This is a genomic window from Chlamydiales bacterium (assembly GCA_016185065.1).
GTDB lineage: Bacteria > Chlamydiota > Chlamydiia > Chlamydiales > Rhabdochlamydiaceae.
On record JACPOL010000004.1, the window covers coordinates 116,933 to 140,890 of the forward strand.

At 49.4% G+C, this 23,958-nt stretch carries 18 protein-coding genes and 1 tRNA gene; 7 read left to right on the plus strand and 12 right to left on the minus strand.

Annotated elements, in window-relative coordinates; genetic code table 11:
* Nucleotides 1–6 precede the first annotated feature (6 nt).
* The 3 genes from HYX48_02530 to HYX48_02540 all read right to left on the minus strand — a co-directional run bounded on the left by HYX48_02530 (nucleotide 7) and on the right by HYX48_02540 (nucleotide 1,819).
* Nucleotides 7–858 (minus strand): elongation factor Ts, encoded by an 852-nt coding sequence (locus tag HYX48_02530; GenBank protein MBI2742775.1) that lies wholly within the window; start codon nucleotides 856–858, stop codon nucleotides 7–9.
* Nucleotides 855–1,652: a 30S ribosomal protein S2 gene (gene rpsB, locus HYX48_02535; protein ID MBI2742776.1), complete on the minus strand. Its 798-nt coding sequence runs from the start codon at nucleotides 1,650–1,652 to the stop codon at nucleotides 855–857. The genes HYX48_02530 and rpsB overlap by 4 nt, the downstream gene beginning before the upstream one ends.
* A 96-nt stretch (nucleotides 1,653–1,748) precedes the next feature.
* Nucleotides 1,749–1,819: transfer RNA gene (locus HYX48_02540), tRNA-Gly, on the minus strand.
* Nucleotides 1,820–2,116: 297 nt separating this feature from the next.
* Between HYX48_02540 and HYX48_02545 the strand changes: the two genes are divergently transcribed.
* Nucleotides 2,117–5,497, plus strand: coding sequence for a hypothetical protein (locus tag HYX48_02545; protein ID MBI2742777.1), 3,381 nt, complete (start codon nucleotides 2,117–2,119; stop codon nucleotides 5,495–5,497).
* An 18-nt stretch (nucleotides 5,498–5,515) separates the two neighbouring features.
* On the opposite strand, the gene HYX48_02550 is transcribed toward HYX48_02545, so the two are convergent.
* The 4 genes from HYX48_02550 to HYX48_02565 form a co-directional block, all read right to left on the minus strand.
* Nucleotides 5,516–6,532 (minus strand): hypothetical protein, encoded by a 1,017-nt coding sequence (locus tag HYX48_02550; protein MBI2742778.1) that lies wholly within the window; start codon nucleotides 6,530–6,532, stop codon nucleotides 5,516–5,518.
* 245 nt (nucleotides 6,533–6,777) lie between these two features.
* Nucleotides 6,778–7,716: an SDR family oxidoreductase gene (locus tag HYX48_02555; protein ID MBI2742779.1), complete on the minus strand. Its 939-nt coding sequence runs from the start codon at nucleotides 7,714–7,716 to the stop codon at nucleotides 6,778–6,780.
* Nucleotides 7,713–10,232, minus strand: a complete 2,520-nt coding sequence (locus tag HYX48_02560; protein ID MBI2742780.1) for a hypothetical protein — start codon at nucleotides 10,230–10,232, stop codon at nucleotides 7,713–7,715. The genes HYX48_02555 and HYX48_02560 overlap by 4 nt, the downstream gene beginning before the upstream one ends.
* Nucleotides 10,229–11,254: a polysaccharide biosynthesis/export family protein gene (locus tag HYX48_02565; GenBank protein ID MBI2742781.1), complete on the minus strand. Its 1,026-nt coding sequence runs from the start codon at nucleotides 11,252–11,254 to the stop codon at nucleotides 10,229–10,231. Before HYX48_02565 ends, HYX48_02560 begins: the two co-directional genes overlap by 4 nt.
* A gap of 310 nt (nucleotides 11,255–11,564) precedes the next feature.
* Here HYX48_02565 and HYX48_02570 point away from each other — a divergent pair, with 310 nt between their 5' ends.
* Nucleotides 11,565–12,524 (plus strand): GDP-mannose 4,6-dehydratase, encoded by a 960-nt coding sequence (locus HYX48_02570; protein ID MBI2742782.1) that lies wholly within the window; start codon nucleotides 11,565–11,567, stop codon nucleotides 12,522–12,524.
* A 731-nt stretch (nucleotides 12,525–13,255) separates the two neighbouring features.
* Here the strand turns inward: HYX48_02570 and HYX48_02575 are convergent.
* Together HYX48_02575 and HYX48_02580 are read right to left on the minus strand one after the other, a co-directional pair.
* Nucleotides 13,256–14,773: an NAD(P)H-hydrate dehydratase gene (locus HYX48_02575; protein ID MBI2742783.1), complete on the minus strand. Its 1,518-nt coding sequence runs from the start codon at nucleotides 14,771–14,773 to the stop codon at nucleotides 13,256–13,258.
* The gene (locus HYX48_02580; GenBank protein ID MBI2742784.1) at nucleotides 14,770–15,768 is read right to left on the minus strand and encodes an NAD(P)-dependent glycerol-3-phosphate dehydrogenase; all 999 of its coding nucleotides are present in this window, start codon (nucleotides 15,766–15,768) and stop codon (nucleotides 14,770–14,772) included. Before HYX48_02580 ends, HYX48_02575 begins: the two co-directional genes overlap by 4 nt.
* A gap of 179 nt (nucleotides 15,769–15,947) precedes the next feature.
* On the opposite strand from HYX48_02580, the gene HYX48_02585 reads away from it, so the two are divergent.
* A complete protein-coding gene (locus HYX48_02585) occupies nucleotides 15,948–16,556 on the plus strand; it encodes a hypothetical protein (GenBank protein ID MBI2742785.1) in 609 nt (202 codons plus the stop codon).
* A 646-nt stretch (nucleotides 16,557–17,202) separates the two neighbouring features.
* Here HYX48_02585 and HYX48_02590 read toward each other — a convergent pair.
* The 3 genes from HYX48_02590 to waaF are packed head-to-tail and all read right to left on the minus strand — an operon-like array spanning nucleotide 17,203 to nucleotide 20,537.
* Nucleotides 17,203–18,567, minus strand: a complete 1,365-nt coding sequence (locus HYX48_02590) for a UTP--glucose-1-phosphate uridylyltransferase (GenBank protein MBI2742786.1) — start codon at nucleotides 18,565–18,567, stop codon at nucleotides 17,203–17,205.
* Nucleotides 18,552–19,469, minus strand: coding sequence for a hypothetical protein (locus tag HYX48_02595; protein ID MBI2742787.1), 918 nt, complete (start codon nucleotides 19,467–19,469; stop codon nucleotides 18,552–18,554). Before HYX48_02595 ends, HYX48_02590 begins: the two co-directional genes overlap by 16 nt.
* A complete protein-coding gene (gene waaF, locus HYX48_02600; GenBank protein ID MBI2742788.1) occupies nucleotides 19,470–20,537 on the minus strand; it encodes a lipopolysaccharide heptosyltransferase II in 1,068 nt (355 codons plus the stop codon).
* Between the two features lie 66 nt (nucleotides 20,538–20,603).
* On the opposite strand from waaF, the gene ruvC reads away from it, so the two are divergent.
* From ruvC to nth, 4 genes are all read left to right on the plus strand, one after another.
* The gene (gene ruvC, locus HYX48_02605; GenBank protein ID MBI2742789.1) at nucleotides 20,604–21,116 is read left to right on the plus strand and encodes a crossover junction endodeoxyribonuclease RuvC; all 513 of its coding nucleotides are present in this window, start codon (nucleotides 20,604–20,606) and stop codon (nucleotides 21,114–21,116) included.
* Entirely contained in the window at nucleotides 21,094–21,690 is a 597-nt protein-coding gene (gene ruvA / locus HYX48_02610) for a Holliday junction branch migration protein RuvA (protein MBI2742790.1), read from the plus strand. Before ruvC ends, ruvA begins: the two co-directional genes overlap by 23 nt.
* Nucleotides 21,691–21,926: 236 nt before the next feature.
* Nucleotides 21,927–23,303 (plus strand): tRNA uridine-5-carboxymethylaminomethyl(34) synthesis GTPase MnmE, encoded by a 1,377-nt coding sequence (gene mnmE / locus HYX48_02615; protein ID MBI2742791.1) that lies wholly within the window; start codon nucleotides 21,927–21,929, stop codon nucleotides 23,301–23,303.
* The gene (gene nth / locus HYX48_02620) at nucleotides 23,300–23,920 is read left to right on the plus strand and encodes an endonuclease III (protein MBI2742792.1); all 621 of its coding nucleotides are present in this window, start codon (nucleotides 23,300–23,302) and stop codon (nucleotides 23,918–23,920) included. The genes mnmE and nth overlap by 4 nt, the downstream gene beginning before the upstream one ends.
* The last annotated feature ends 38 nt before the right edge of the window (nucleotides 23,921–23,958 follow it).

Here is a 23,958-nt window from a genome sequence, read left to right on the forward strand (position 1 = left end):
TTTGGGTTATGCTCCAACCTGCCAGCGAAGGAAGCGTTTGATGGCGAGTTTTTTGCCGAGGCGCTTCGACTCGTTCTCTAGCAGCTGAGTAATGGTGATGGAGTTATCCTTCACATACTTCTGACAGACGAGGCAGCTCATATCGTAAAAGGCTTTTAGCTTCCCTTCGACGATCTTGTCGACGATGTTGGCTGGTTTGCCTTGAACCTGGCCTCTTGCAACCTCTTCCTCACGCGACTTGACATCGCTGGGCACATCTTGAGGAGCGAGATAGTCTGGGGACTCGGCTGCAATGTGCATTGCGATATCGCGCGCTAGAGCTTCCTGCCCTGCTCCACCTTGGAGTTCTACAACACAGACGATCTTGCCGCCCATGTGCGAGTAGAAGCCGATAGAGAGGTCTGGGCTCTTGGGGATGATTGTGAGGCGCTTCACTCTAATATTTTCGCCAAGGCTCTGCATCACGATCGCGCGCTGCTCATCGTTTGTGATGCTCGAATCTTTGCGATTCTTCTGAGCTAAAAACGCTTCTAGAGAAGCGGGTTTTGTCTCAGCTGCATCACTGCAAACCTCTTTAAGAAACTCTTTGAACTTCTCGTTCTGCGTGACAAAGTCTGTCTCGGCGTTCATCTCGACAAGAGAGAATGCAGTTTTGCCTTCAGCATAACCGACGAGACCCTCTTTGGTCTCTCTTCCCTCTTTTTTTACAGCGCTCGCCATTCCAGCTTTACGGAGAAAATCGATTGCGCGCTCCATATCGCCGCCGACCTGTTCAAGTGCTTCTTTGCACTTTCCCATGCCAACGCCAGTGCGCTCTCTGAGCTCTTTTACTTTTTCTGCTGTGACTTTTTCGCTCATGACTTCTCCTCATCAGCATCAACATCGCTCTCTCTCGATCTTCCAGCAGCTTCATCGATGCGCTCTTTCTGCTCTTTTGAAATGGTCAGCTGCATGTCGTTCTTCTGATCGATGATCGCTTGAGTTAGCGCTTGCAGGATGATCTTGATGCTCTTAAGAGCGTCGTCGTTGCATGCAATAACGTAGTCGATAGGATCTGGGTCGCAGTTGGTGTCGACGAGAGCGAGAACTGGAATACCGAGCTTGTTAGCTTCTGCAACGGCAATGTGCTCACGGCTTGGGTCTACGACAACGAGAAGCCCAGGAAGCTTGCGCATTGCGCGGATCCCTGAGAGGTTGCGATCGAGCTTAATCTGCTCTTTGCTGAGAAGAGAGAGCTCTTTTTTAGTGAAATCTGCTCCGCCTGTAGCGATGCGCTTCTCTGTGCGCTCTAAAGTTTTTACTGACTGGCGAATCGTAGAGAGGTTTGTGAGAGCTCCACCGAGCCAGCGTTCGCACACGTAGAACTCGCCGCACTCTTCAGCGCACTCGCGAAGAACTGCTTTTGCTTGTTTCTTTGTGCCGACGAAGAGAATAGATTTGCGTTTTGCTGTCATCTCTCGTACGACTTCAGCAGCCTTGCGGATCTGCTGCATGGTCTTCGCGAGGTCGATGATGTAGATTCCGTTGCGCTCTTCAAAGATGAAGCGTTTCATCTTTGGGTTCCAACGGTGCTTCTGGTGCCCGAAGTGGGCTCCGCTCTCTAAGAGGTCCTTAATCGTGATTTGAACAGTATGTTCTTTTGTAGTTGCCAAGCCTTGTCCCTTTTGTTGTTTTTGACTGCGGCATCCCTACTTAATGTAGAGATTTCGGTCTTGGTTAAAAATTTAATTTAATCGACTTTCACACAAAGCGCCTGATCAGAATCGAACTGACACAAGTAGCTTGGAAGGCTACGGTTCTACCATTGAACTACAGGCGCATTTGTCAATCAGAATCTTTTACCGCAATGCCACCTTTTTTTCCAATGAAAAAGGAGGCGCTCGGAGAAGAACCCGCCCGGGAGCACGGACATTAATGGACAGGAAACGGACGAAAACGGACAGGAAATGGACAGGCGGGCAAGAGAGAGGGAGAGAATTCTTTCTTCTGCGCGTGTCCGTGCTCGTCCGTTTCTTCTCCGAGCGCTCTCTTACTCCCTGCGACATAAAATATAACTTTAAGGTTCTACAAACTATAAATTGTTGTATAGAATGAGCTGGAAAAAGTGGGAATGCGGATGAGTTCGACGGTACACACCAAAGCGAATAGGGTTCTCAACCTGATTCTGGTTGCGCTTCTGCTCGTCCTGATCCGCGTCTGGTATCTGGGAACTGTTCAGCACGACCAGCACCTTGAGCTGGCCCGCAGACCGCAGAGAAGAGTTGTCATTGAGAACGTCGAGAGAGCGACGATCCGCGACCGTTTCAACATTCCTTTAGCAATCAACACCATACAGTACAATATCTCGGTCTCATTTGCGCAGATCCGCCAGATTCCAAGCGTAGTTTGGAAGAAAGACGATAAGGGAAAGTGGGTGAAGACCCAGGCAAGGATGGCCTATGTGGCGGAGCTGTCAAAATTTTTAGCAACAGAGCTAGGGTTAACCTCTCAAGAGGTAGAAGATGCGATCATCGGCAGAGCTTCTCTCTTCCCTCACACGCCTTTTGTCATTAAAGAAGATGTCTCAGAGAAAGAGTACTACCGCCTAAAGGCGCTCGAAAAAGATTGGCCTGGAATGCAGGCGCGGCGCTCTTCAAAAAGGTTCTACCCAAGAGGGAAGGTGGGCTGCGACGTTCTTGGCTACCTGGGCCCGATCAGCGAAAAAGAGTATGTGGCGATCGCCCAAGAGATTGAGGAGCTCCAAACCTATTTAACTCAGAGAGAAGCAGGCGAGCTCGTTCCTCTGCCTCAGGGCTATGAGACTCCCCTAGAAGTGCGGAAGAGATTAAAAGAGCTGAAAGAGAAGGCCTACACAATCAACGACCTGGTTGGAAAGAGCGGGATCGAGAGCGCCTTCGACCAGAATCTGCGCGGCGCTTGTGGAAAAAAAATGGTCGAGGTGGATGTAAAAGGAAATTTTATTCGGCAGCTGCCAGGGGGACGAAGAGCCAAGCCGGGCGAGAGAATCCTGCTTTCGATCTCTGCTGAGCTACAAGAGTTCGCCGAGATGCTGCTAGCACAGCACGAACCTATTCGCGACAAGAAGAATCAGAAGGGAGAGATCAAGCTGGACTACCCTTGGATTAAGGGAGGCGCGATCGTAGCTCTTCATCCGAAAACGGGAGAGGTGCTTGCACTAGCCTCCTATCCACGCTTCAATCCGAACGATTTTGTTCCCTCGCAGAAACCGGAGAGCAAGCAGAAAAAAGAGTCCGACCGGTTGCGCTGGCTGGAGAGCGAGAGCTATGCCGGAGAGATCTGGGATGGGAAGCGTCCTCTAGAGAGAGAGGTCTTCGATTCTGTGAATCGCACCTTGAAAGAGGAGACACTCGCGCTGAACTGGGAGCGCTATCTTGAACTGATCCTCCCCTCAGGGGGAAGTGTGAGAAGCGCATTAGATCGCCTTGGCGATCTAAGCACGTGCGTGCGCCTGCAAAAGGAGCTAGACACTCTGCTGCTCTACTCCGCACAAGATGAGATGGCAACATTAATCGATGCGCTTTACGACGAAGAGGGACACTCCCCTTCTCGCTTGCAGACAAAGGGGGGCTCCTCCGAAGAGGCGCGAGAAGCAGTCAGGGCGCGCTGCAAAGAAAAGGGAGAGATTTACGAATCGAGCAGAAAGTGGATCGACTACTATCTCGCCTCCATTCCCAAAAACGATGATAAGCTGCTCTTGATAGATCTGGCCTATCTAATGGCAAAGAAAGAGGAGTTCTCTCCACAGCTTCTCGAGGCTGTTGGGGGACAGAACTTATCTACCGCTCGGGCTCTCTGCCAAGCTGCAATCTCCACTCAGCTGCTGCTTAAACCCTACATCCAGGAGCTCTATCACGACATCGACTTTAACGCCTGGAGACGTGCCCATTTTAAGGAGTTTTTAAAAGCCAAGCGCAGAGAAGAGAAGGAGTCTAGGCGCTACACGCGGCCCTACACAGAATATCTGCAGCAGCTCGAACGAGGACTCTTTAAGGAGTTCTGGGAGAAGAATCGCTGGCTTCTCGTACAGACATTTATTCTGGGCAAAACATCAGATCTACCTACGGAACTTCAGCCCTACGTAGCGCAAATTCTCGAGCTGCGCAAAGAGCCTCTTGCTCTGCACTCCTCTTTCGGCAGATTAAAAGAGCTGATCTCCTCTCTTCCGCACTCGACCGCACTCAGCTACCTGCAGACGATGCACTCGTTTCAAGAGCTCTCTCGCCCGCTCTTTGGCAGCTACAGACACTTGAGAAATGCAAAGGGGAAGCAGCTCGAGAAGCACCTTGCAGCGGCTTTTTATCCTCTCTACGGATTTTCTTACGGTAGATCGCAGGCATTTCGGCAGCCAACGCCACTGGGATCTGTGTTCAAGATCGTCACTGCATATGAAGCGTTAAGGCAGAGGCATCAGACGCTCTCCGAAAGAGTGTCGAGAGATCTTAACCCTCTAACTCTCGTCGATGACTTGAAGTGGGATGCAAACAAGAACACCTCAAAACAGATCTTGGGATATACCCTCTCTGGAGAGCCGATTAGACGTCTATACAAAGGGGGGCAGCTTCCGCGTAGTAGCCACTCCCACATCGGTCGCATTGACGTGACGGGGGCTCTGGAGCAGTCGAGCAACATCTACTTTGCGATCCTTGCAGGAGAGCATCTCGAAGATCCAGAACAGCTGGCAATTGCAGCGCGTGGATTTGGATTTGGACAGACCACAGGGATCGAACTGCCTGGTGAAGTGGGCGGGAGCGTGCCGAGCGATCTCTCTTATAACCGAACAGGCCTCTACTCGTTTGCTATCGGACAGCACTCTCTCGTGGTTACGCCGCTTCAGACCGCTGTAATGGCTGCTGCGGTTGCAAATGGAGGCCAAGTACTACAGCCCAAGATCGTCAAGGCTGTGGCAGGAAAGGAGGCGACTTATGAAGAGGAGTCTCCTTTTGAAAGCAGCGAGTTCTCATTCAAAGAGGAGCTAGCTCTCGTGGGGATCTCCTTCCCCTTCTTTGTAGAGACGCAGAAGGAGCAGATCAAGAGTTTCGTCTCTTGCGCATCGACAGAGGTAAAGCAGACTGTCTCGCTGCCCGATGAGGTGCGAAACCTTCTGCTAGAGGGAATGCACCGTGTGATCGCTGGCCAGAGAGGAACTGCAAGACCTGCTGCCGTCTCGCCGCTTATTAAAAATCCTCAAGTGATGCGCGACTATGTGGACCTGCAGCACTGTGTGGTTGGAAAAACGGGAACGCCTGAGATCCTCTATAAACACACGATCGATGCTGAGTCGGAAGCGGACAAGATAGACCACGTCTGGTTCACAGGGATCTCATTCCACGATGATGCGCAGCACAAGAAGTGGGAGGAGCCAGAACTCGTCGTGGTCGTGATGCTCCGCTTCGGTGAAAAGGGGGGCCGCGAACCCGCTCCCCTCGCCATCCAGATGATCAAAAAATGGCGCGAAATCTCCGCGCGCAGCAAGTAAGAAGAAGGAAAAGAGAGATTAGACGCGCGAGCGAAGCTGCGCTAGGCGAGTTGCAGCAACCCTATTTACTTCGGAAGGTTCAATGCCATATTTCGCGGCAACTTCAAGAGCTACTTGAATCTGCTCTTCGGTCTCTAGACAGTTGATGAGCCCCTCTCCCGCTTGTCTTCCGCAGAACCCTATTACCGGCTCTGTCATCTCCTCGAGGTCAAATAGAGCAATTTTATATCCTTCGGTAATGTTGATCTGCTGAATATTGCGTGGGGCCACATCGCTAAAGCCTGTAAGTGCAATAAAAGTTGCAAGATCTCTGATTGTTTCTTTGGGTGTTTGACGATACCGCTCTCGGTGATTCTCATCACTATCTGCTTCTACTGGTAAACGCTGCTCTGCGATTATAGAAAACGTTTCTCTCACTCCGCCGGGCATAGATACCGCTTCTAAAGCAAACAGATGCGTAGTCGGAATAAAAAGATTGGTCAACTGATTCTGTTCACAAATCTCGCATGCTTTGACTACTTTTGCAAAACGCGATTCAGTGAGCTCTTTTGAAGACTCTTCTCTAACGATTTTAAAAACGAGGTCCGGTGCAAATGTTAAGCCAAAAACCGAGGTGCCCCCATTTCCTTTATACCAGTGAAGTTCGGGTCTCTCATCTCCTCCCCAGATATACATCATCAACCTTTGAATGGCGCGTCTCATTCGAAGAGTGATTGTATGTCCAGGTTCTTGAGTAGAGGTTAGATCTACGAAGGAGTGCGTTGAGCGCAGAAAGGCTTTAATGGCGAATATGATGAGTGGGATAATGAGGGTAGCGTAGGAGACAACCTTTAGAAGTGTGAGCATAAAGGAGGTAGCTTCCTGCACAGAAACTGTCCCCTCAGCCTCACCGATCATGTATCCTGGAACAACTTCAAATTTATCTCCCGTTAAACAGAAGTAGTCATCTGCACCTTGTAAAAGCCTCTCATCCCAAGTTAAATCTTCGTGCTGCCCATACGTAATTGCGCTTGTAAAGCCTACAGCTGTTGCCATTTTGAACTAATCTCTATTGATTAAACAAATAGTATACCAGAAAAACAGCTCTAGCTCAACCTGCAAATAATTATAATTAAAATTTTGATTACAGAAAGCGCTCTTTCTTTTTTGGAGTGCGTCGACTCGGCGCCGCTTTTCTCGAGATCGGCTTGTCGATCTCTCCCTATTTAAAGAAACATCGCCGAGTCGATGTTGAAAAAAGCGGCGCCGGGTCGCCGCACTCCAAAAAAGAGATTTTTCTGCTAGAGGATCTGCTGGAAGTAGCGGATGGTGGAGAGGAGTCCGGTGCGTGGAGGGATTTTAGGCTGCCAGTCGAGAAGGAGCTTCGCAAGGGCGATGTCTGGCTTACGCTGCTTGGGATCGTCGCTTGGAAGCGGCTTGAAGACGAGCTTGGAGCGGGAACCTGTAAGAGCCAGGATCTCCTGAGCGAGCTCAAGCATCGAGAATTCTGTGGGATTTCCAAGATTGATAGGTCCTGTAACTGCACTCTCGGTACTCATGAATCTTACGAAGGCATCGATGAGATCATCGACATAGCAGAAGGAGCGGGTCTGGCTTCCTGTTCCGTAGATGGTGATGGGTTCTCCCTTCAGCGCCTGAACGATGAAGTTGGAGACGACTCTTCCATCATTCGGATGCATGCGCGGCCCGTAGGTGTTAAAAATGCGCCCGACTTTGATGCGAACGCCATGCTGTCTGAAGTAGTCGAAGAAGAGCGTCTCAGCGCACCGCTTTCCCTCATCATAACAGGAGCGAAAGCCGATGGGATTGACATTCCCCCAATAGCTCTCTTTCTGGGGGTGTTCTAGAGGATCCCCATAGACTTCGCTGGTCGAAGCTTGGAAGATCTTCGCCTTCCTCTCGGATGCCAGCGTGAGCATCTGGATGGCTCCAAGAACATTGGTCTTGATGGTCTGGACCGGGTCGTGCTGGTAGTGAATGGGAGAGGCGGGGCAGGCCAAGTTGTAGATCTCATCCACTTCCAAAGAGAGCGGCAGGCAGACGTCGTGCTCAAGAAGCTGAAAATCGGGGTGATTGATAAATGTAGAGAGGTTCTCTCGGGTGCCGGTGAAAAAATTGTCGACACAGATAACCTGGTGGCCATCGCGGAGTAGTCTCTCGCAGAGATGAGACCCTAAAAACCCCGCACCGCCGGTGACTAAGACTCTCTTTTTTTTCACACTCTACCTATTACAAAACCCAGTGCACTACTCTCTCTTGCTTGGTTCCACTTGCGATAGGGAGCAAGCTCTTCTATCTTCTCATCAGAGGTCATAACAACAATAGCATCTGCATACTTAAAAAAGAGGTGCGCTTCACTTAAAGCTGGTTTGGCAGTTGAATAGATCAAGATGAGATCATACTCTCTCTTCTGCTGTTCTAAAAGTTGTTTAAAAGAGGCTCTGTTCAGAAGCTCTGTTGCATGTCTCGATGTTCCGCCTGTGGGGAGAAAGTCGAAAGTTTTTCTCCTCTGTATGGGAGCTGCCTGGATTTTCCCCTCTAGATAGTGCCAGAGACCGGGAATCTGCTCTGGAGTTACGGGACGGTCAAAGGCGGATTGAACGAGGAGAACACGCTTTCCCTCGAAAGAGAGAAGTTCGGCGAGATTAAAAGCTGTATCGAGAGAGCTTCCTCCTACGACTACCGCCATCTGCGCCTCATTCGAACTCCTCTTCTCTCCTATGAAAGAGGTGATGCGCCGCAAGGTCTCTAAATCGGAGTGGCCTAGCTCTTTAAGAGGCGCTCCTGCGAAATGAGAGAGCTTTCCACACAGAGTGAGTCCGTAATGAAGCAGACTCTCTGAGGTAACGACAAATCCCCTCGAAATGGCTCTTCCGAGTTGAAAGATTGAGAGTGCGGCAACGGCAAAAAAAGTTCCGATGATCAGTGAGAGAAAAAGACCGGAGGGCTTCAGGCGCGCTGGAATCAGTGCAGGATCGATCGGTTTCGAATCTACGTAGAAGAGGTTATAGTGCAGATTTTTTGTTTCGACAACTTTACTTATGCCCTCGATAACACCCATGCTGAGCTCTTTCTTAAAGCGCAGATGGTTCTCAAGCTTCCACTTCTCGGGAAGATCTTCCATTTTCACGCTAATTTCTTCTAACTTCTCTCCGATCAGCCCCTTCTCTTTTTCAAGAAGATTCAAACAGATCCTCTGCAGAGAGCCGATTTTTTCTTCGACGAGCTTTGCGCGGAGCTTGTCCAGTTCGATCGTCTGATCGATGTGGTTTATCAGGAAGTCCTTTTCGAGCTGCATCGACTCTTTGAGTCTCAAGATCTCTTTGATGCTGCGGTTCTTCTGATCCCTGAGCTGCAAGGCGATATCGGCTGCTTTCTGCACAACACCTCGGCCAACAGCATCTTCTAAAAGCGGCTCAAGAGAGCTAATCTCAAAATCGGGGGCGTGAATCCGGTCTCTAAGATAGAGAAGTTGGCGCATCTTGCTCTGAATAGTATCGAGCTGATTCTGATAAGAGGCGTAGAGGCTCTGCGCCGTATTGAGATTAATTCCCTGCAGCTCTTTACTGATCTCCTCTTCAATCTTTTGAAATTCGGTTGGAGTGAGCGGAGAGGCCTGCATGGAGCTCTCTTGAAGAGAGACGTTCGTAAGTTGATCGTGGTAGTGCTTCTGCTGACTATCTAAAAGTGTTGGTGCGCGCGCATCGGCATGAGCGCCGCCTTTTAACCTCTTCTGTTCGACTTCGAGATCGAAGAGCTTAGAGGTGTAGGCCTGCTTAGGAATTGCAAGCATTTCAACCTCTTCCTTCAAGCCAACAAAGCCATCTTTGCCCAGGTTCTTCTTCATGTACTCGGACTGCTCATCGAGAACATCGTCTAGAGAAGCGGTGAGCTCTGCTTGGCGCCTATCGAGATAAGCGAGTTGAGCATTTGCAAGATCATCATTCTCAAGTTTTAGATAGTCGTGATAGGCGGCCATCATAATATTGAGAAAGTTGGCTGCTACCTTGCGATTGGAATTTGCGTAAGTAAGCTCTAGAATATTCTTATCCAGCTTCGAAGACTTTATATTAAAGCGTTTGATCTGCTGTTTAAGCGTAGCAGTCCAGGGAGAGACTGTGACTGTATAGAGCTTCTTCTTTGAAGCGCTCTTTCGCGCTTTTTCCAGTGTGAATGAGAGCTTCTTATGCTGGAACCGCTCTCCCAACTTGCAGACTCCCATCACCTTCTTTTTGCTGTCTAGAACTTCAACTATCCCCTCTTCAGGAAAGCGCAGAAAAAGAGCAAGTCTCTCATCTCCTTCGTAAAGGACATCTCTAAAAACAAAATTGGCGCTCTTTTTTCTTTTTAGTCCAATATCTGCGCTGATATTTCCCCAGAGGTTTGAGACCATCTGTGTGAGAAGGCCCTTCTCGTGCACGCTAACCTGCATCCCCAGCTTCTCAATTACAGGACGGCCAAGCTTTTGGGAGAACATGAGAGCACCCGCACTCTTGCTGAGCTCTCCGGAGCTCATCGCCTGGAGAAGGCTCTTTAATTCAGAGCGCTGCTCTCCTTGAGCGGTCGACTGTCTAAAGGTGGCTGTTGCTTGATAGAGAGGCTGTTTTAGAGAGAAGAGAAGCACGACTAGCGCTGCTGCATAGAGCGCATACCGTTTTAACTGCGGCTTGATCTTTCTTAGCAGAGTTTGAACGTCTTCAGCAGTAACTAGCAGCTCTTCGTGCATTTCTGTCATTGGACGTTAACCCCCACGCCCCTTATTCCTCTTGTGACTAGATCGAACCCGATCAGAGTAGGCATTAGCTGATTCACGAAGCGGTTCCATTCGGTCATTGGAGTTGCAGCGACGTAGACGATATCTCCGGGCATTAGGAGCATGCTGTCGCTGGGAAGATGGATCACATGCCTCCAGTTCAAGGTGTAGATCTTCGGATTGAGCACATTCCCGCGAATCACCTGTATATACGCCTTATCACCCGTTGAAGGGATCCCGCCCGCTTCTGCTAAGGCTTGTCGCAATGTCATGAATCCATTTGGGAGATCTACCACGCGCTCTTTGCCCACCTCTCCAAGCACCATGAGTGAAGAGGCCGAAGCATCAGCTACATAGACCTTATCTCCTCCCCTCATGACGATATTCTGCGACATGTCCCCCTCTTTCATCAGTTTGAAGAGGTCGACCGGAAGCAGCTGATTATCTCGAATGACATAGCTCTTAAAAAAATTCGCCTGTGTCGGAACGCGCGCGATCGACATCACCTCAAAGAGGCGAATGCGTCCATCCACGGGAATATTTGGCACCTGAACAAGACCTGCAAGCTCCACTTTTCGTTCAATGCGGTCGCGGTAGGATAGGAAAACTTCGATATCTGCGATCTGCTCAGTGTACTTCTGTTTGATCTTGCCTCGCGCCTCTTCAAGAGTGAGCCCGGAAACTTCGATCTCTTCGAGATCTGGGAGAAGAACTTTTCCACTTGCCACTCGATAGCCCACCGTGGACCCGATCCTCTGCACAGCTTCGCTGATATCGTGACGCGTCGGATGGTAGATGGCGATCTGTAAAATATCGCCCTCTTGAATCACATCTCTATACTCTTCAAGAAGAGGAGGAGAGAGCGTGCCTGGCTCCTTCCCTTCTAATTGGAGAATTGAGAACTTTCCATCGCGGATCTTATACGAGTCCATCACAAACTCATCCGCACCCAGAACATCCGCTCCTTTATAGGGAGGATTCGTACAAGCCGCAAAAAAAAGCATTAAAATTACTAATAAAAAAGAAGCGCGCAAATATGAAGAAAAAGGCAAAAATTTAGAATTTGCGGATAGGTTCATAGCAAAAAATGATCATTTATTTTACAAGAGAAGGAACATCTGTATCCTATCTTGGGCTTTTTCAGCAATAGACCTCTTGCGTAATTCGCTTTGTTTGGAAAAATTCGCAATTTTTATACAAATTTGCCGCAAAATTTTGAGAACATATGCAAACATATGGTCGAGAAATTTTGCGGTAAATTTGTCAAAAAGTGCAATTTTAACGAATAAATGGAATTGCGCAAGAGGTCTAATTATGAAACGCGTCTTTATCACAGGAATCGCCGGTTTTATAGGTTTTCATCTGGCTCTTTTCTTAAAAGAGAGAGGAGACTTTGTAACTGGCTGCGACAACTTCAATGCTTATTACGACCCTGCGCTTAAACATGCTCGCGTCGAACTATTAAAAGAAAAGGGAATCTCCGTTCTAGAGTGCGACATCTGCAACACTTCAAAGATCGAAGAGATCGTTAAGAATGAGGAGATCACCCACTTTGTCCATCTGGCCGCTCAAGCAGGTGTGCGCCACTCTCTTTTTCATCCTGAGAGCTACGTTCACTCCAATCTCGATGGCTTTGTAAAGATAATTGAACTCGTCCGCTGCTACCCTTCGATGAAGTTCATCTACGCCTCCTCCTCTTCTGTTTATGGCCACAATGAGAAGATCCCCTTCGCTGAAACGGATCCTTGCGAGAGACCCGCCAACCTCTACGGCGCCACAAAAAAAACGAATGAGCTCGTCGCCTACTCCTACCACCATCTCTACGGACTCTCTGTAACAGGCCTCAGATTTTTTACAGTCTATGGCCCCTGGGGAAGACCCGATATGGCTACATTCTCTTTCACGCGCGCCATCCTAAACGGCGAGACGATCCAAGTTTACAACCATGGCAAGATGAAGCGCGACTTTACCTATATCGATGACATCGTGAAGGGAACGGCCGCTGCAATAGATCTTGGCGCCCCCTGCGAAATCTTCAACCTGGGAAATAACCATCCCGAAGAGCTGCTCTCTTTAATCTCCATCATCGAAAAAGAGACTAAAAAACCAGCAAAGGTCCATCTCCTGCCCATGCAGCCCGGCGAGGTGCTCACCACCTATGCCGATATCTCAAAAAGCCAGAAGATGCTCGGCTTCGCCCCCTCGATCTCACTCGCCGAGGGCATGTCCCGCTTCATCGCCTGGTACAAAACCTACTACGAAAGCGCAACCTAACAAAATCCGTTGAACAAACTTTATTGTTAGCCAAGATAGACATGTCGGATGGTGTGCGCTCCGCCACACCTCCTGCGACCAGTCGCAGTAGTAGTTAAAGAGAGGGGAGAGAAGATCGGGCTCGGGCACGCACACGGGCACGTTCACGAAAGAGAGAAAGAGAGGGAATGAGAGAAGCGTGCCCGATTCTCCTCTCACGTCTTTCTTTCGTGAACGTGTGCGTGCCCGTGCCGGTGCCCGGTCCTCTTCTTCCTCACGCTTGCTTTAGAAAAAACCGAAGGGGAACCCTTCGGACAATGAGTCAAAAACTACTCCTGCACACATCGAAATCACACTTTGTGCATTCATCCACTTTTTGCCCGAACTATTTTCTCATTTGTATAGAACGGCACAGGCCAAAGCAACAATGATGACCCCGAATGTATGGGCATGATTTCGACTTGTAGCCCAATATAAAAAAGAATAAACAAGCGCTCCAACCAAGAAGAGCATACTATTTCTAAAACCTCTTTCCTTTTTCATATTTACTCAAATGGGTGATGAACAATAACGCGTCGATGTTAAAAACTATTTTTCAGAAAGTCAAACGCGATTTTTTTAGGAAAAAGAATTACAGGATAATGAGGATCCTGTTCTATCTCTGTTTTTTTGCTAAGACAGAAAACGAGGGCGGTGCAGAGCACCGCAGTCCAGGGATTTCGCTCCGCTCAATCAGAGAGGAGAAGATTTGTTTAGCTGAGGAGTTCGGAGAAGGCTAGGGGGAGAGCTTCGATGAGATCGGAGGCGATGAGGCTGTAGGAGCCCTTTTCGTGGGCGACGATCTCTCCGGTGATGCCGTGGAGAAGCACGCCGAGAGTTGCGGCGTATTGCGATGAGACTCCTTGTGCAACAAGCGCTGCGATGATGCCTGTGAGCACATCGCCGGTTCCTGCAGTTGCCATGCCTGGGTCGCCGCGTAGACAGACTAGAGGAGCTGCACCTGGGTGGAAGATGAAGGTCGGTCCGCCCTTTAAAACAAGAGTCACTTTTCTCTTGTCGACATACTCTTGACAGAGTGTGTGAAGCGCAGCCTCATCTGGGACCTTTGCGACCTTGAGGAGTCTTTCGAGTTCGCCTCGATGCGGAGTAAGGATAGCTCCTTCGGGAATCTTCCAAGAGGGATTTTCTGCGAGGAAGTAGAGAGCATCAGCATCTAAAACCATCATCGGTTTGTCGTAAGAGAGAAGGCTCTTGAAGAGCTTCATGCTCTCTTTCGTTCTACCCATGCCAGGCCCAACCATCAGGCATTTAGCGCGCATGCACTCTTCGCGGATTCTTCTGAGGCCATTTTCTAAAATGGGCTCTTTAACGATTTCAAGAGGCGCTCCTGCGAGTTCGCTCTCCATATCCCAGTGGTGAAAGAGGCGTACGATGCCGGCGCCCGTGCGTAGAGCGGCCTTTGTCGAAAGAAAAGCGGCGCCTGAAAATCCTCGAGAGCCTGCAACGGCTACAATGTAACCAGCTTGATACTTGTGTCTATTGCGCTCGATCTTTGGAAGCGCGTGTACGCACTCCTCTCTATCAATTAGAAAAGCTGCTGCTTTTGCTTCTTCGAGAAACTTCTCATCGATGCCAAAGTCTGCTCCTCTAAGCTCGCCAATATGATTCCACCCCTCTTTCAAGAAGAATCCTAGTTTTGGCAGCCCAAGATAGATCGTCTGCACTGCATGGATGGCAATAGAACCAACTTCGCCAGTGTTTCCATTTAAACCGGAGGGAATGTCGATAGCGAGAATAGGCCGACCCGAAGCATTTGCTAGCTCGATGGCTTCGAAGAGTTCGCCCTCTGCCTTGCCATGAAATCCAGTCCCGACAAGACCATCGAGTAGAAGGCCTTTTAAAATAGGAAAGTCTGGAGCATCTTTTTTATAGAGATAGATTTTGCCGCCCGCAGCTTTGAATGCGTCGTGCTGCTTCTGACAGAGAGGAGAGCAGGCCTCGTAGGGATAGAAGTGTATAGCTTCCACGGAGAAGCCTTCTGCAAGGAGCCGCTTGCCCGCAGCAAAGGCGTCTCCTCCATTGTTACCTTTTCCAACAAGAAGCGTCACCTCTTTATGCATCGACTGGACGAGGCAGAACCCTGTGACTATGCTTGCGATCGCCTCACCTGCGTTCTCCATGAACTGGATATCTGAGGCGCCTTCTGCGTAGGCGAGCTTCTCGATGCGCGCCATCTCATCTGCTTTAATGACTTTCTGACCGTAGATCAAAGGTGCTCCTCTTTGATAGCGCGCTGCAGAAGCGCTCTTACTGCATCTGCAGGATTTAATCTCTCATACAAAATAGAGTAGACGGCTGCGGTAATCGGCACGTCGATCGATGCTTTGTGACCCAACTGCAGTGCTGAAACAGCGGTGTATGCCCCCTCAACTACCATGCCGACCTTATCCTTTGCTGCCTCAGCATCGAGACCTTCTGCGATAAGACGTCCAAATTTATAGTTGCGACTGAGAGTAGAGAGGCAGGTCACGCATAGGTCTCCCATTCCTGAAAGGCCATTCAATGTCTCAGGCCGGCACCCCTTCGTAACGGCGAGTTTGCGCATCTCGTGAAGTCCGCGCGTCATGAGAGCCGCCTTTGTGTTGTCGCCAAAGCCGAGCCCGTCTGAAATTCCACATGCGATAGCGATGATGTTCTTCATTGCGCCGCCAAATGCAACACCTGCGATATCTGCGTTTGGATAGATGCGGAAAAATGGCGTTGAGAAGATATCTCGAATCGAGTTCATGAGCTCAGGGTGGTAGGAGGAGGAGACGATCGAAGTCGGTAGCTTTGCAATCACCTCTTCGGCGTGGCTCGGACCGCTTAAAACACCAATGAGGTCTCTCTTCTTCTCACCGATTACCTGGCAGATCACCTCGGGAAGCAGCAGGCAGCTATCCTGCTCGATTCCTTTAGAGGTCACAACGATCGGACAGTTGCCTCCTCCGAGAGCAACTACCTTCTCAAACACTGGGCGGACTCCCTTTGAAGTTACCGATTCGGCGATAAGCTCGGCTCCCTCTAGAGCTTCCTTTAAATTACTTGTAATCAAGACATTAGGATCTAACTTATGCCCGGGAAGCTTTGGGTGCTCCCTTTTGGCAGCAAGAAGCTTTGCAGTTTCGGGATTCGCCGTCCAAAGAACGACCTTATGGCCTTTTGCAGCCAGAAGAGACGCAAGACAGAAGCCCCAGGTGCCAGCCCCGAGAAAGGCGATTTTCATACTCTATAATCCCTAGTCAAATAGGCCACACGTTACCACACTTGGATAAGCTCGTCAAACTCAGCTCGGAACCAACTAACAACAAACAACTTACGAATAAGATATTAATTAATAAATTTATTGAATAATCATAAATTAAATAGTATAATTAAGTGTATAAAAAGGAGATAAATAAAATTATGGGAAGAACAATAAACCAACCTATTCATACTTCATGTTCAACGGGCGTATCCCCTCATCGAATCAACGATCGAGTGGAGGCCGTGATGATTAAAGGCGAGATGAAGTTAGATCAGCTAGGCAAAAAGTGGGGCGTATCCATTCTTTCAGGTGCTGGACGTGCAGTTTACGGCTCACTTCAGGTCATAGGGGCCATCTTCTTCTTCCTCTTCAAGATATGCGATGCTCTCTATTCGCTTCGTTATAGTAGAGGACACGCTCTTCTTTCTCTAGAAGAAGCCGGACGCGGTTTAACCTATATTGAGCACGGTATTGAAAATATCCTCCGCGGCGGACTAGAAGCCGCACAGCTCTTCGCTATCTTTAAGCCCAATTTAAAAGAGGTAAGAGACCGCTACTACAGCGAAGGTCGAAATGTCGTGTTAATTGATGAAGAAAGAAGAGCCCGTGAGCTCGCCGACCAAACAGCACCTATCACCGGCGAATACACTGAAGCAGGCATAGATCTACTCGGAGAAACCGAGTGCGACTCTCCTACTGAATCCTTCCAAGATGACGCTCTGGTTAACTTTGACCAAACTTGGGCCCCTGAGCAAGAAGGCGCCTAAACCATCCCTTCGCCTATCGACCTGCTTTCTAGCTAAATTAGTAGATGCAATCTACTTATTATAAGTATTTTATAAATTAAAATAATTATTTACATTATATTCAAATAAAGTATATAATGTTTATTATAACGCATTAACAAGGAACATAAAATGGTATTAAGAGCAGAAAGTGAACAAAAGATAGTAAGACGCGCAGAATACGAGTATGCATTGCTAGAAGATCAACAACTAGCGATAAACGATCGCGCAATACTAGCACAACGAGGTCCCCTATCGAGAGAAGAGGGGATACGATATGTACAAGCTGCCGGCCGACAATTTATTCGAGATCGAATTGAAAAAGAACGCCTGTTCACTCCTTTCCGCGAAAAAGTAGACAGTCTATTCAGGTGCGTGAATGACGTCTTTGATCTCCTGGGTAAAATTTGGATCTTCTCGGCCGTATCTGGTAGCTGCCGACTCGTGCTAGGGATCATTCAGACTGTCGTGGGGTTTCTCTTGGCTTGCGTTTCCCCAAATGATGAACATAGTAAACTACGATACATCGCATTGAAGTTGCTTTTTGGCGGATTGAATAACATAGGCACTGGCCCAATGGAGATATTACAGGTCAGAGCTTTCGAGAATTCATTTCGATCTTAAGGTTTTAAGGAAGGATGTACTCCTGGTCTTGGGGGAGCTCTCTCCCCTTCCATTTCTGGAGCAGGTCGGGAGTGGGGTAGTAGAAGGCTTGATCTAGCTCAAAGAGCCTTGAAGGGGGCTCTCTTCCTGTAATCTGTTTAATGATATGGCGGTCCTTTTCAAGGAGCGCTCTCTGCACCGTTTCAAAGCTATCGCTTCCTGTCGCATTCTTGAGTGGAGCAAAGATCTCCTCTCTGGGATAGACGAGAGATCTAGCGCGTGTGGTGAAGTTTAATACGTCAAAGATAAAACTCTCGCACTTCCATACTTTTACCGTCTCTTGATGGCCGCCTGTAGAGTTCTCTACCATCACTCTGGTGCTCTTGTTTGCCATATGCCAGGGAAGAAAGAAATGTGGGTTCCTCGCAAGAGATTCGATAAAATCCATTGTGAAGCAGAAGAGCCCAGCGTTCGCTATCTTCCAGAGCAGCGATCCATCGGCTGTGACTGCGGCCTTCTCATTTTCTGGAAGCTCTGTGTACTCGACTACTTTGAGATGATCTTTTACACTTCCGATTACTCCTACCTTCTCCTCTTTATTGCGTCGCAAAATCCCCTTGATTAACGCCTCGCACTTGGTCCGCATCAAGTAGCCCACCCCCTCTGCATCAAACGGGTCGCACAGCGGATTATCTACGGGAATAACATTCACATACTCGATGCCGATCTGCTTCCACTTTGCCCAGATTCCAGAATTGAAAAAGTTAGAAAGAGTGCCTCCGTTGCCGTCCGCCCCTTCAGCGAGAAGGCCAGGCGCCTCGAGTACCCAATTTCCCGCGTCATCGAGGTAGGGAAGGGTCGACTGCAAAAAAAAGGAGCAGTGCTCTTCTCTTAATCCGAATCTCTTATTCCTCTCTAAAAAAGAGAGCGTCTCGTTGTGATTTAGGGGCGAGGTCATGATGGCAACAGGAAGAGGAGCCCCGCCCTGCTTTGCTGCGGCAGCCGCCTTTTCCAGAAAGAGCTGAAGAAGCCCCTTTTTACTTACAGGTGTTAAAGGAACAACGCCTTTGGGTAGATTCGAACCGAGTCGCGAGCCATGCCCTCCGGCCAAAATCAGACAGCCGACCTTTCCTTTGGCTAGAAGTTCTCTTCCTCTCTCCTGATCCTCTTTTGAGCCCGACTGGTCGAATGCTTTTAGGGGTTCTACTTGTGCTGGAATAGTGGGTTTGCGAAAGAGAGCTTCTCTCTGTCTTTTGAGAAGATGAGCATCATATTTTTTAAGCTGCGCTAAAAAACGCTCCTGCTGCGAGGGAGAGAGCCCCTCGACTCCCATGTAGAGCTGCTTCTGTCCAAGCGCTGTAAGATATTCCAAAATCAGATCTTTGAGCATGCAGCGCCCTCGATCTCTTGTACAGATAGGTTACGAAGATCTCCCTCCCTCGCAATGAGTGGAGTGTGGGTGAGCTGAGTATTTGGAGAGGCGACATTCTGCTTAAGCACTCCCTGGCGTGGATCGGCCCACAACGAGATGATGTGAAGAGGAAATTCAGCGTCGATAAAATAGGAGAGTGAGAGGACGCCGGAATCTGGAACGATGAGCTGTCTGCAGCGATTTTTTATGATTGAGAGCATTTCGAGCAGAGAGGTCTTGCCGCGTAGATCGATCAGGTCGAAATTTGAAAAATCCATGTTGGCCTCCCGTCCGAATAAGATGATTTTGACATCTCTCCTTAAACTAAGGAGTTCGATCAATTCCTTCCAGTAGGATAGTGGCCAATTTTTTTCATACCCATACTGGCTACCCGTCTCCGTTTGTGGCTGGATGCCAATATAGATCCTCTCTTTTTCTAGAGAAAATGAGTTGCATAGGGCATCCCACTCCTCTCTCCATTCTAGTTTGGGGGTGAGCGTGCCAAGTTGCCACTTCAGCCAGTAGGTCGGGTCGGGCTTCTCTAGAATGAGATCGTACGCTGCGGGACTCTTCCCCACTTTGAGAAGCATCTCTTCAACATTGCATGGCTCTCCTCTCTTCCAATCTGGAATAACGAGGAGCTCCACATCTTTTAAAAGCGAAAAACCCTCGGCGAGATCTGGACGTGTGAGAAAGGTGATCTGGGCATCTGGAATCTGCTTGCGTATGCGGAAAGTAAGAGCGTAGAGACCTAAAGCGATGTCGCCTAACCCGCGGTTCCAGACAATGAGAAAGCGCGTCTGGTTTCTGCTAGCGGCGTGCCTCAGAGTGCGCTCAAAGGGATTGGGAGCCCATTTGCGCCATATCTTCTTAATTGTCACCTATTTGCCTAGCGAGGTAATAGAAGTTGATTTAGCGAGCTGCTCTAAGATCTTCTCGGTGACTTCATCCGACTCGATCTTCTTCATGCAGCGGAAATCGATGGGGCATTTGCGCTGGTAGCAGGGAGAGCAGTCGACATGCTTGTGAATCACGATGCCCGAACGGTAGGGTCCGGTGACGACTTCACTTGTCGAACCGAAGAGAGCCACTACTGGCACCTCTAAAGCATCTGCAATGTGCATCGGTCCGCTATCATTCGTGAGAATAACGTCGCAAACGCTGATGAGAGAAGCGAGCTCGCGCAGCGACGTTAATCCTGCAAGATTGATGATCCGCGGAGGAAGGCCCTGACAGATCTCTTTAACAAGAGAAGCGTTCGCTTGGTCGCCAAAGTAGATAATGAAGAGATCTTTATCCTGAAGGAGTCTCATCGTCACCTCTCGAAACCTCTCAGGCAGCCAGCACTTTGCCGAGCCGTAAGTCGCTCCGGGATTAATTCCCACAATGCGGCTGCTTTCGGAGACGCCATGCTGACGGAGCAGCTCCCGGGCTTGAAAGATCTCTTTCTGGGAGAGGTGCAGATGGGGCGGGGTATTAGAGATTGGAATTCCGAGGGGTTCAAGAAGCATCTTGTATGTGACGACTAGATGCTGCTCTTCCATGGTTGCAGGGAGGGGGATGCTGTGCGTGAGAAGCAACCTTCTGCCATTTCCAGCATAGCCCAAACGATACTTTACCTTACCTTGCCAGAACCACCATGCCGCGGAAAAGGAGTGAGGAAGTAGAATGCCAAGATCATACTTGCCCTTTCTCAGTTTCTCGATCAGGTTTCTTTTGCTAACCCTCCTTCCAAAGGTATTTCCCTTGCTGAAACAGAAGAGCTCGTTGATCTCGGGGTTCTCCTGCAGAAGTTCGCAGACTGGAGAGCGCGCCATCGCTGTGATATAGGCGTCGGGATAGGCTTTTCGAAGATCGGTTAAGATCGGCGTCGCCATCACCAGATCACCCACCCAGTTGGGCAAGCGGACGATAATATTCTTGGGCTGAAAATTTTTGAGAGAGATCATGAGCCCCAAAATAGCAAGAGTCTTGGATTTTCTGGAAAAACAAAAAAACTTATGCATGATTAAAGCATGAAAGAATCTGAAAGCAGGGTCATTTTAGGCGTGGATCCCGGCACCCGGATCACGGGGTATGGGCTTATTAACGCCCGTTCCAATAAGTATGAGCCCCTCGATTTTGGGACGATCCGGCCAGCTCCCAAGCTTCCGATGGCAGAACGCTATCTGGTGATTTTTGAAGGAATTCTCTCCCTGATTGAAAAATACCAGCCCATCGCTATGGCAATAGAGACCCAGTTCGTGTATAAAAATGTGCAGAGCGCAATGAAGTTGGGAATGGCAAGGTGCGCTGCGATGCTGGCGGCAGCAAAAATGGGGATACCCGTTTACGAGTATGCACCAACGAAGGCAAAGCTCGCAGTAGCCGGAAATGGCGGAGCGAGTAAAGGCCAGGTGCAGAAGATGATGCAGCTACTGCTAAATCTCTCTGCCATCCCAGAGCCCGAGGATGCAGCCGACGCCCTCTCTCTTGCGGTCTGTCACGCACATACGGAGAAACAAGATGTTAGAATACGTTCGCGGTAAGCTCACAGGATCAACTCTAGAAAAGGCCACGGTCGAAGTCGGAGGCCTAGGCTACCGCTTCTATATCCCCTTTAGCACCTACGCGAAACTTCCTCCTCAAGGCCAGGAGGTGCTCCTCTATGTCACAACAATTATCCGTGAAGATAGTCAGAGGCGTTTTGGCTTTCTCTCCATGGGTGAGCGCGACCTCTTTGAAGAGTTCAATCAGATCTCTGGAATTGGCCCTAAAACCTCTCTCTCTCTGGTTGGACATATGGATATCGCCGATCTACAGCTCGCTGTTTCTCAAAAAAATGCTACTGCTCTCTGTAAGATCCCAGGCATCGGCAAGAAGACCGCCGAACGCCTAGTTGTAGAACTTAAAGATAGATTAAAAAAACTCTCTCTTCCAAGCGCGCCTACCTCTCCTTCAGGCAAAAAAAATCTCATGATCGAAGATGCGATTGCGGCTCTAATCAATCTGGGCTATCCAGCACCTCGTGCCGAGCGCGCTGTCAAAACAGTTCTTGATACAAACGGCGAATCTCTTGAGCTCTCCCAGCTCATCACCCAAGCCCTCAAAATCTCCCGCTGAATCTCTTTCTTTGACCGAACGAAGAGAGGTCCCTGGAGTGCGGTGCTCTGCACCGCCTTGGCTTTTTTCGAGCAGGATCGTTAGCCAAATCTTTAAAAATTAAGGCGGTGCAGAGCACCGCACTCCAGGGATTTCGCTCCGCTCAATCAAAGAAAATCCGTTTTTCTTTTTATTCAGTTCCTGGAGGTATTTCGCTGAATCGGGTATGATGGACGGAGTTTTTAAGAAAATTTTTTATGGAATTCGTCCACCGCCACTACCAGATCGATGACACGATAGCCGCTGTTGCCACTCCTCCTGGCGAGGGCGGAGTTGCGATCATCCGCATCTCTGGAAAAGAGGCGCTCTCCGTTGCAGAGAAGATCTTCTCCGGGCCTGTGAGAAGCTATCAGTCGCACACAGCACACTTTGGTCGCATCCTCGATGAAGAGGGCCGCACCATCGATGAGGTGCTTCTCCTGCCGATGCTCGGATCCCGCTCTTACACTGGAGAAGACACCGTGGAGATCCACTGCCACGGAGGAAGCCTCATTACGCGCAAAGTGCTTCAACGGGTAATTCAAGCAGGCGCACGGCCAGCAGCGGCAGGCGAGTTCACTTTTAAAGCGTTTATGCATGGCAAGCTCGATCTTGCCCAAGCTGAAGCTGTTCAGAATTTAATCGGCGCGCGGAGCGAGCTTGCACTTCACTTTGCAGAGCAGCAGCTGCAGGGCGCCCTTTCGAAAACAATCTCCGAGTTTCAAAGGGGCTTAACGGACCTCGCTGCAATTTTAGAAGCGTGGGTCGACTTTCCCGAAGAGGGCCTCGAGTTCGCCTCCATGGAAGAGGTTGTGGAAATGCTCACGCAGATCCGCGAAAAGATGGAGAGACTCTCTCAGACCTTTTACGATGGCAAGAGGCTCCATGAGGGCCTATCTCTCTGTCTTGCAGGCCCTCCCAACGCGGGGAAATCCTCTCTGATGAACGCCCTTCTCGGCAAAGAGAGAGCTATCGTCACAGAGATCCCCGGTACAACGCGTGATCTCCTTGAAGCCGACCTGTCACTTGGCGATCTAAACTTCCGGCTCGTAGATACTGCGGGGATCCGTAAAACCGACGAGCGCATTGAACAGGAGGGCATCGCACGCTCCAGACAAGCCATTTTAGATGCCGATCTCGTCCTGCTCGTCTTCGACGCTGCGCAGAGTTTTTCGGATGAAGATAGGGCTCTTCTAGATGCAGCTCAAGGCAAGCGAGCGCTTATCATCTGGAATAAGATCGATCTTTTGGATGCTGCTCCTGAAATCCAAACTACTCTTCCCTCGATCTGCATCTCAGCAAAAGAGAGAAGGGGATTGGAAGAGCTGAAGGAAGAGATCGATAAGCTCATCTGGAAGAGCGGACTCCCTTCAAAAGAGGAGGTGCTGATCACATCGCTCAGGCATAGAGAGGCTCTTGCCCGAGCTCTTGCCCATCTAGAAACTCTCATTTCAGGCCTGAAAACCGGAATCTCTCCCGAGTTCCTCTCTTCTGACATGCGCGCTGCCTTAAGCGAACTTGGAACGATTATTGGAACAAATATCACAGAAGATATTCTAAGCGCGATCTTCTCAAAATTTTGTGTAGGGAAATGAATAAAAAAGAAAAAGCGCAGCTAGTTCAGAAAGTTTTAAATAAGCTCTTTCCCCACCCTGAAATTCCACTCTGCCACAGAGACCCGTATACGCTGCTCATCGCTGTGCTTCTTTCCGCTCAGTGCACAGATGTGCGCGTAAACTTAGTTACGCCCCACCTCTTTGCAAAAGCTTCCACACCGCGAGAGATGGTAAATCTATCTGTCGAAGAGATCGAAGCGCTCATCCGCCCTTGCGGACTCAGCAAAACCAAAGCAAAAGCGATCCTGCAACTCTCAAAAGATCTTCTCACAAATCACAAAGGAAAAGTTCCTAGCAGCTTTGAAGAGCTCGAAGCTCTTCCCGGAGTTGGACACAAGACCGCCTCTGTAGTCATGTCACAAGCGTTTGGCCTCCCAGCTTTTCCCGTCGACACGCACATTCACCGGTGCGCAAAGCGTTGGGGATTAAGCCGCGCAAAAAATGTGGTGGAAACCGAGCGCGATCTTAAGCGTCTCTTTCCGGAAGAGAGCTGGAATAAGCTACATCTCCAGATCATCTACTTCGCACGCACTTACTGCCCTGCCCGCGGCCACAAGCCCGACCTCTGCCCCATCTGCTGCCACCTCTCCAAATAAGAAGAAAGCAAAAGAATTTACACAGAGATCACAGAGAC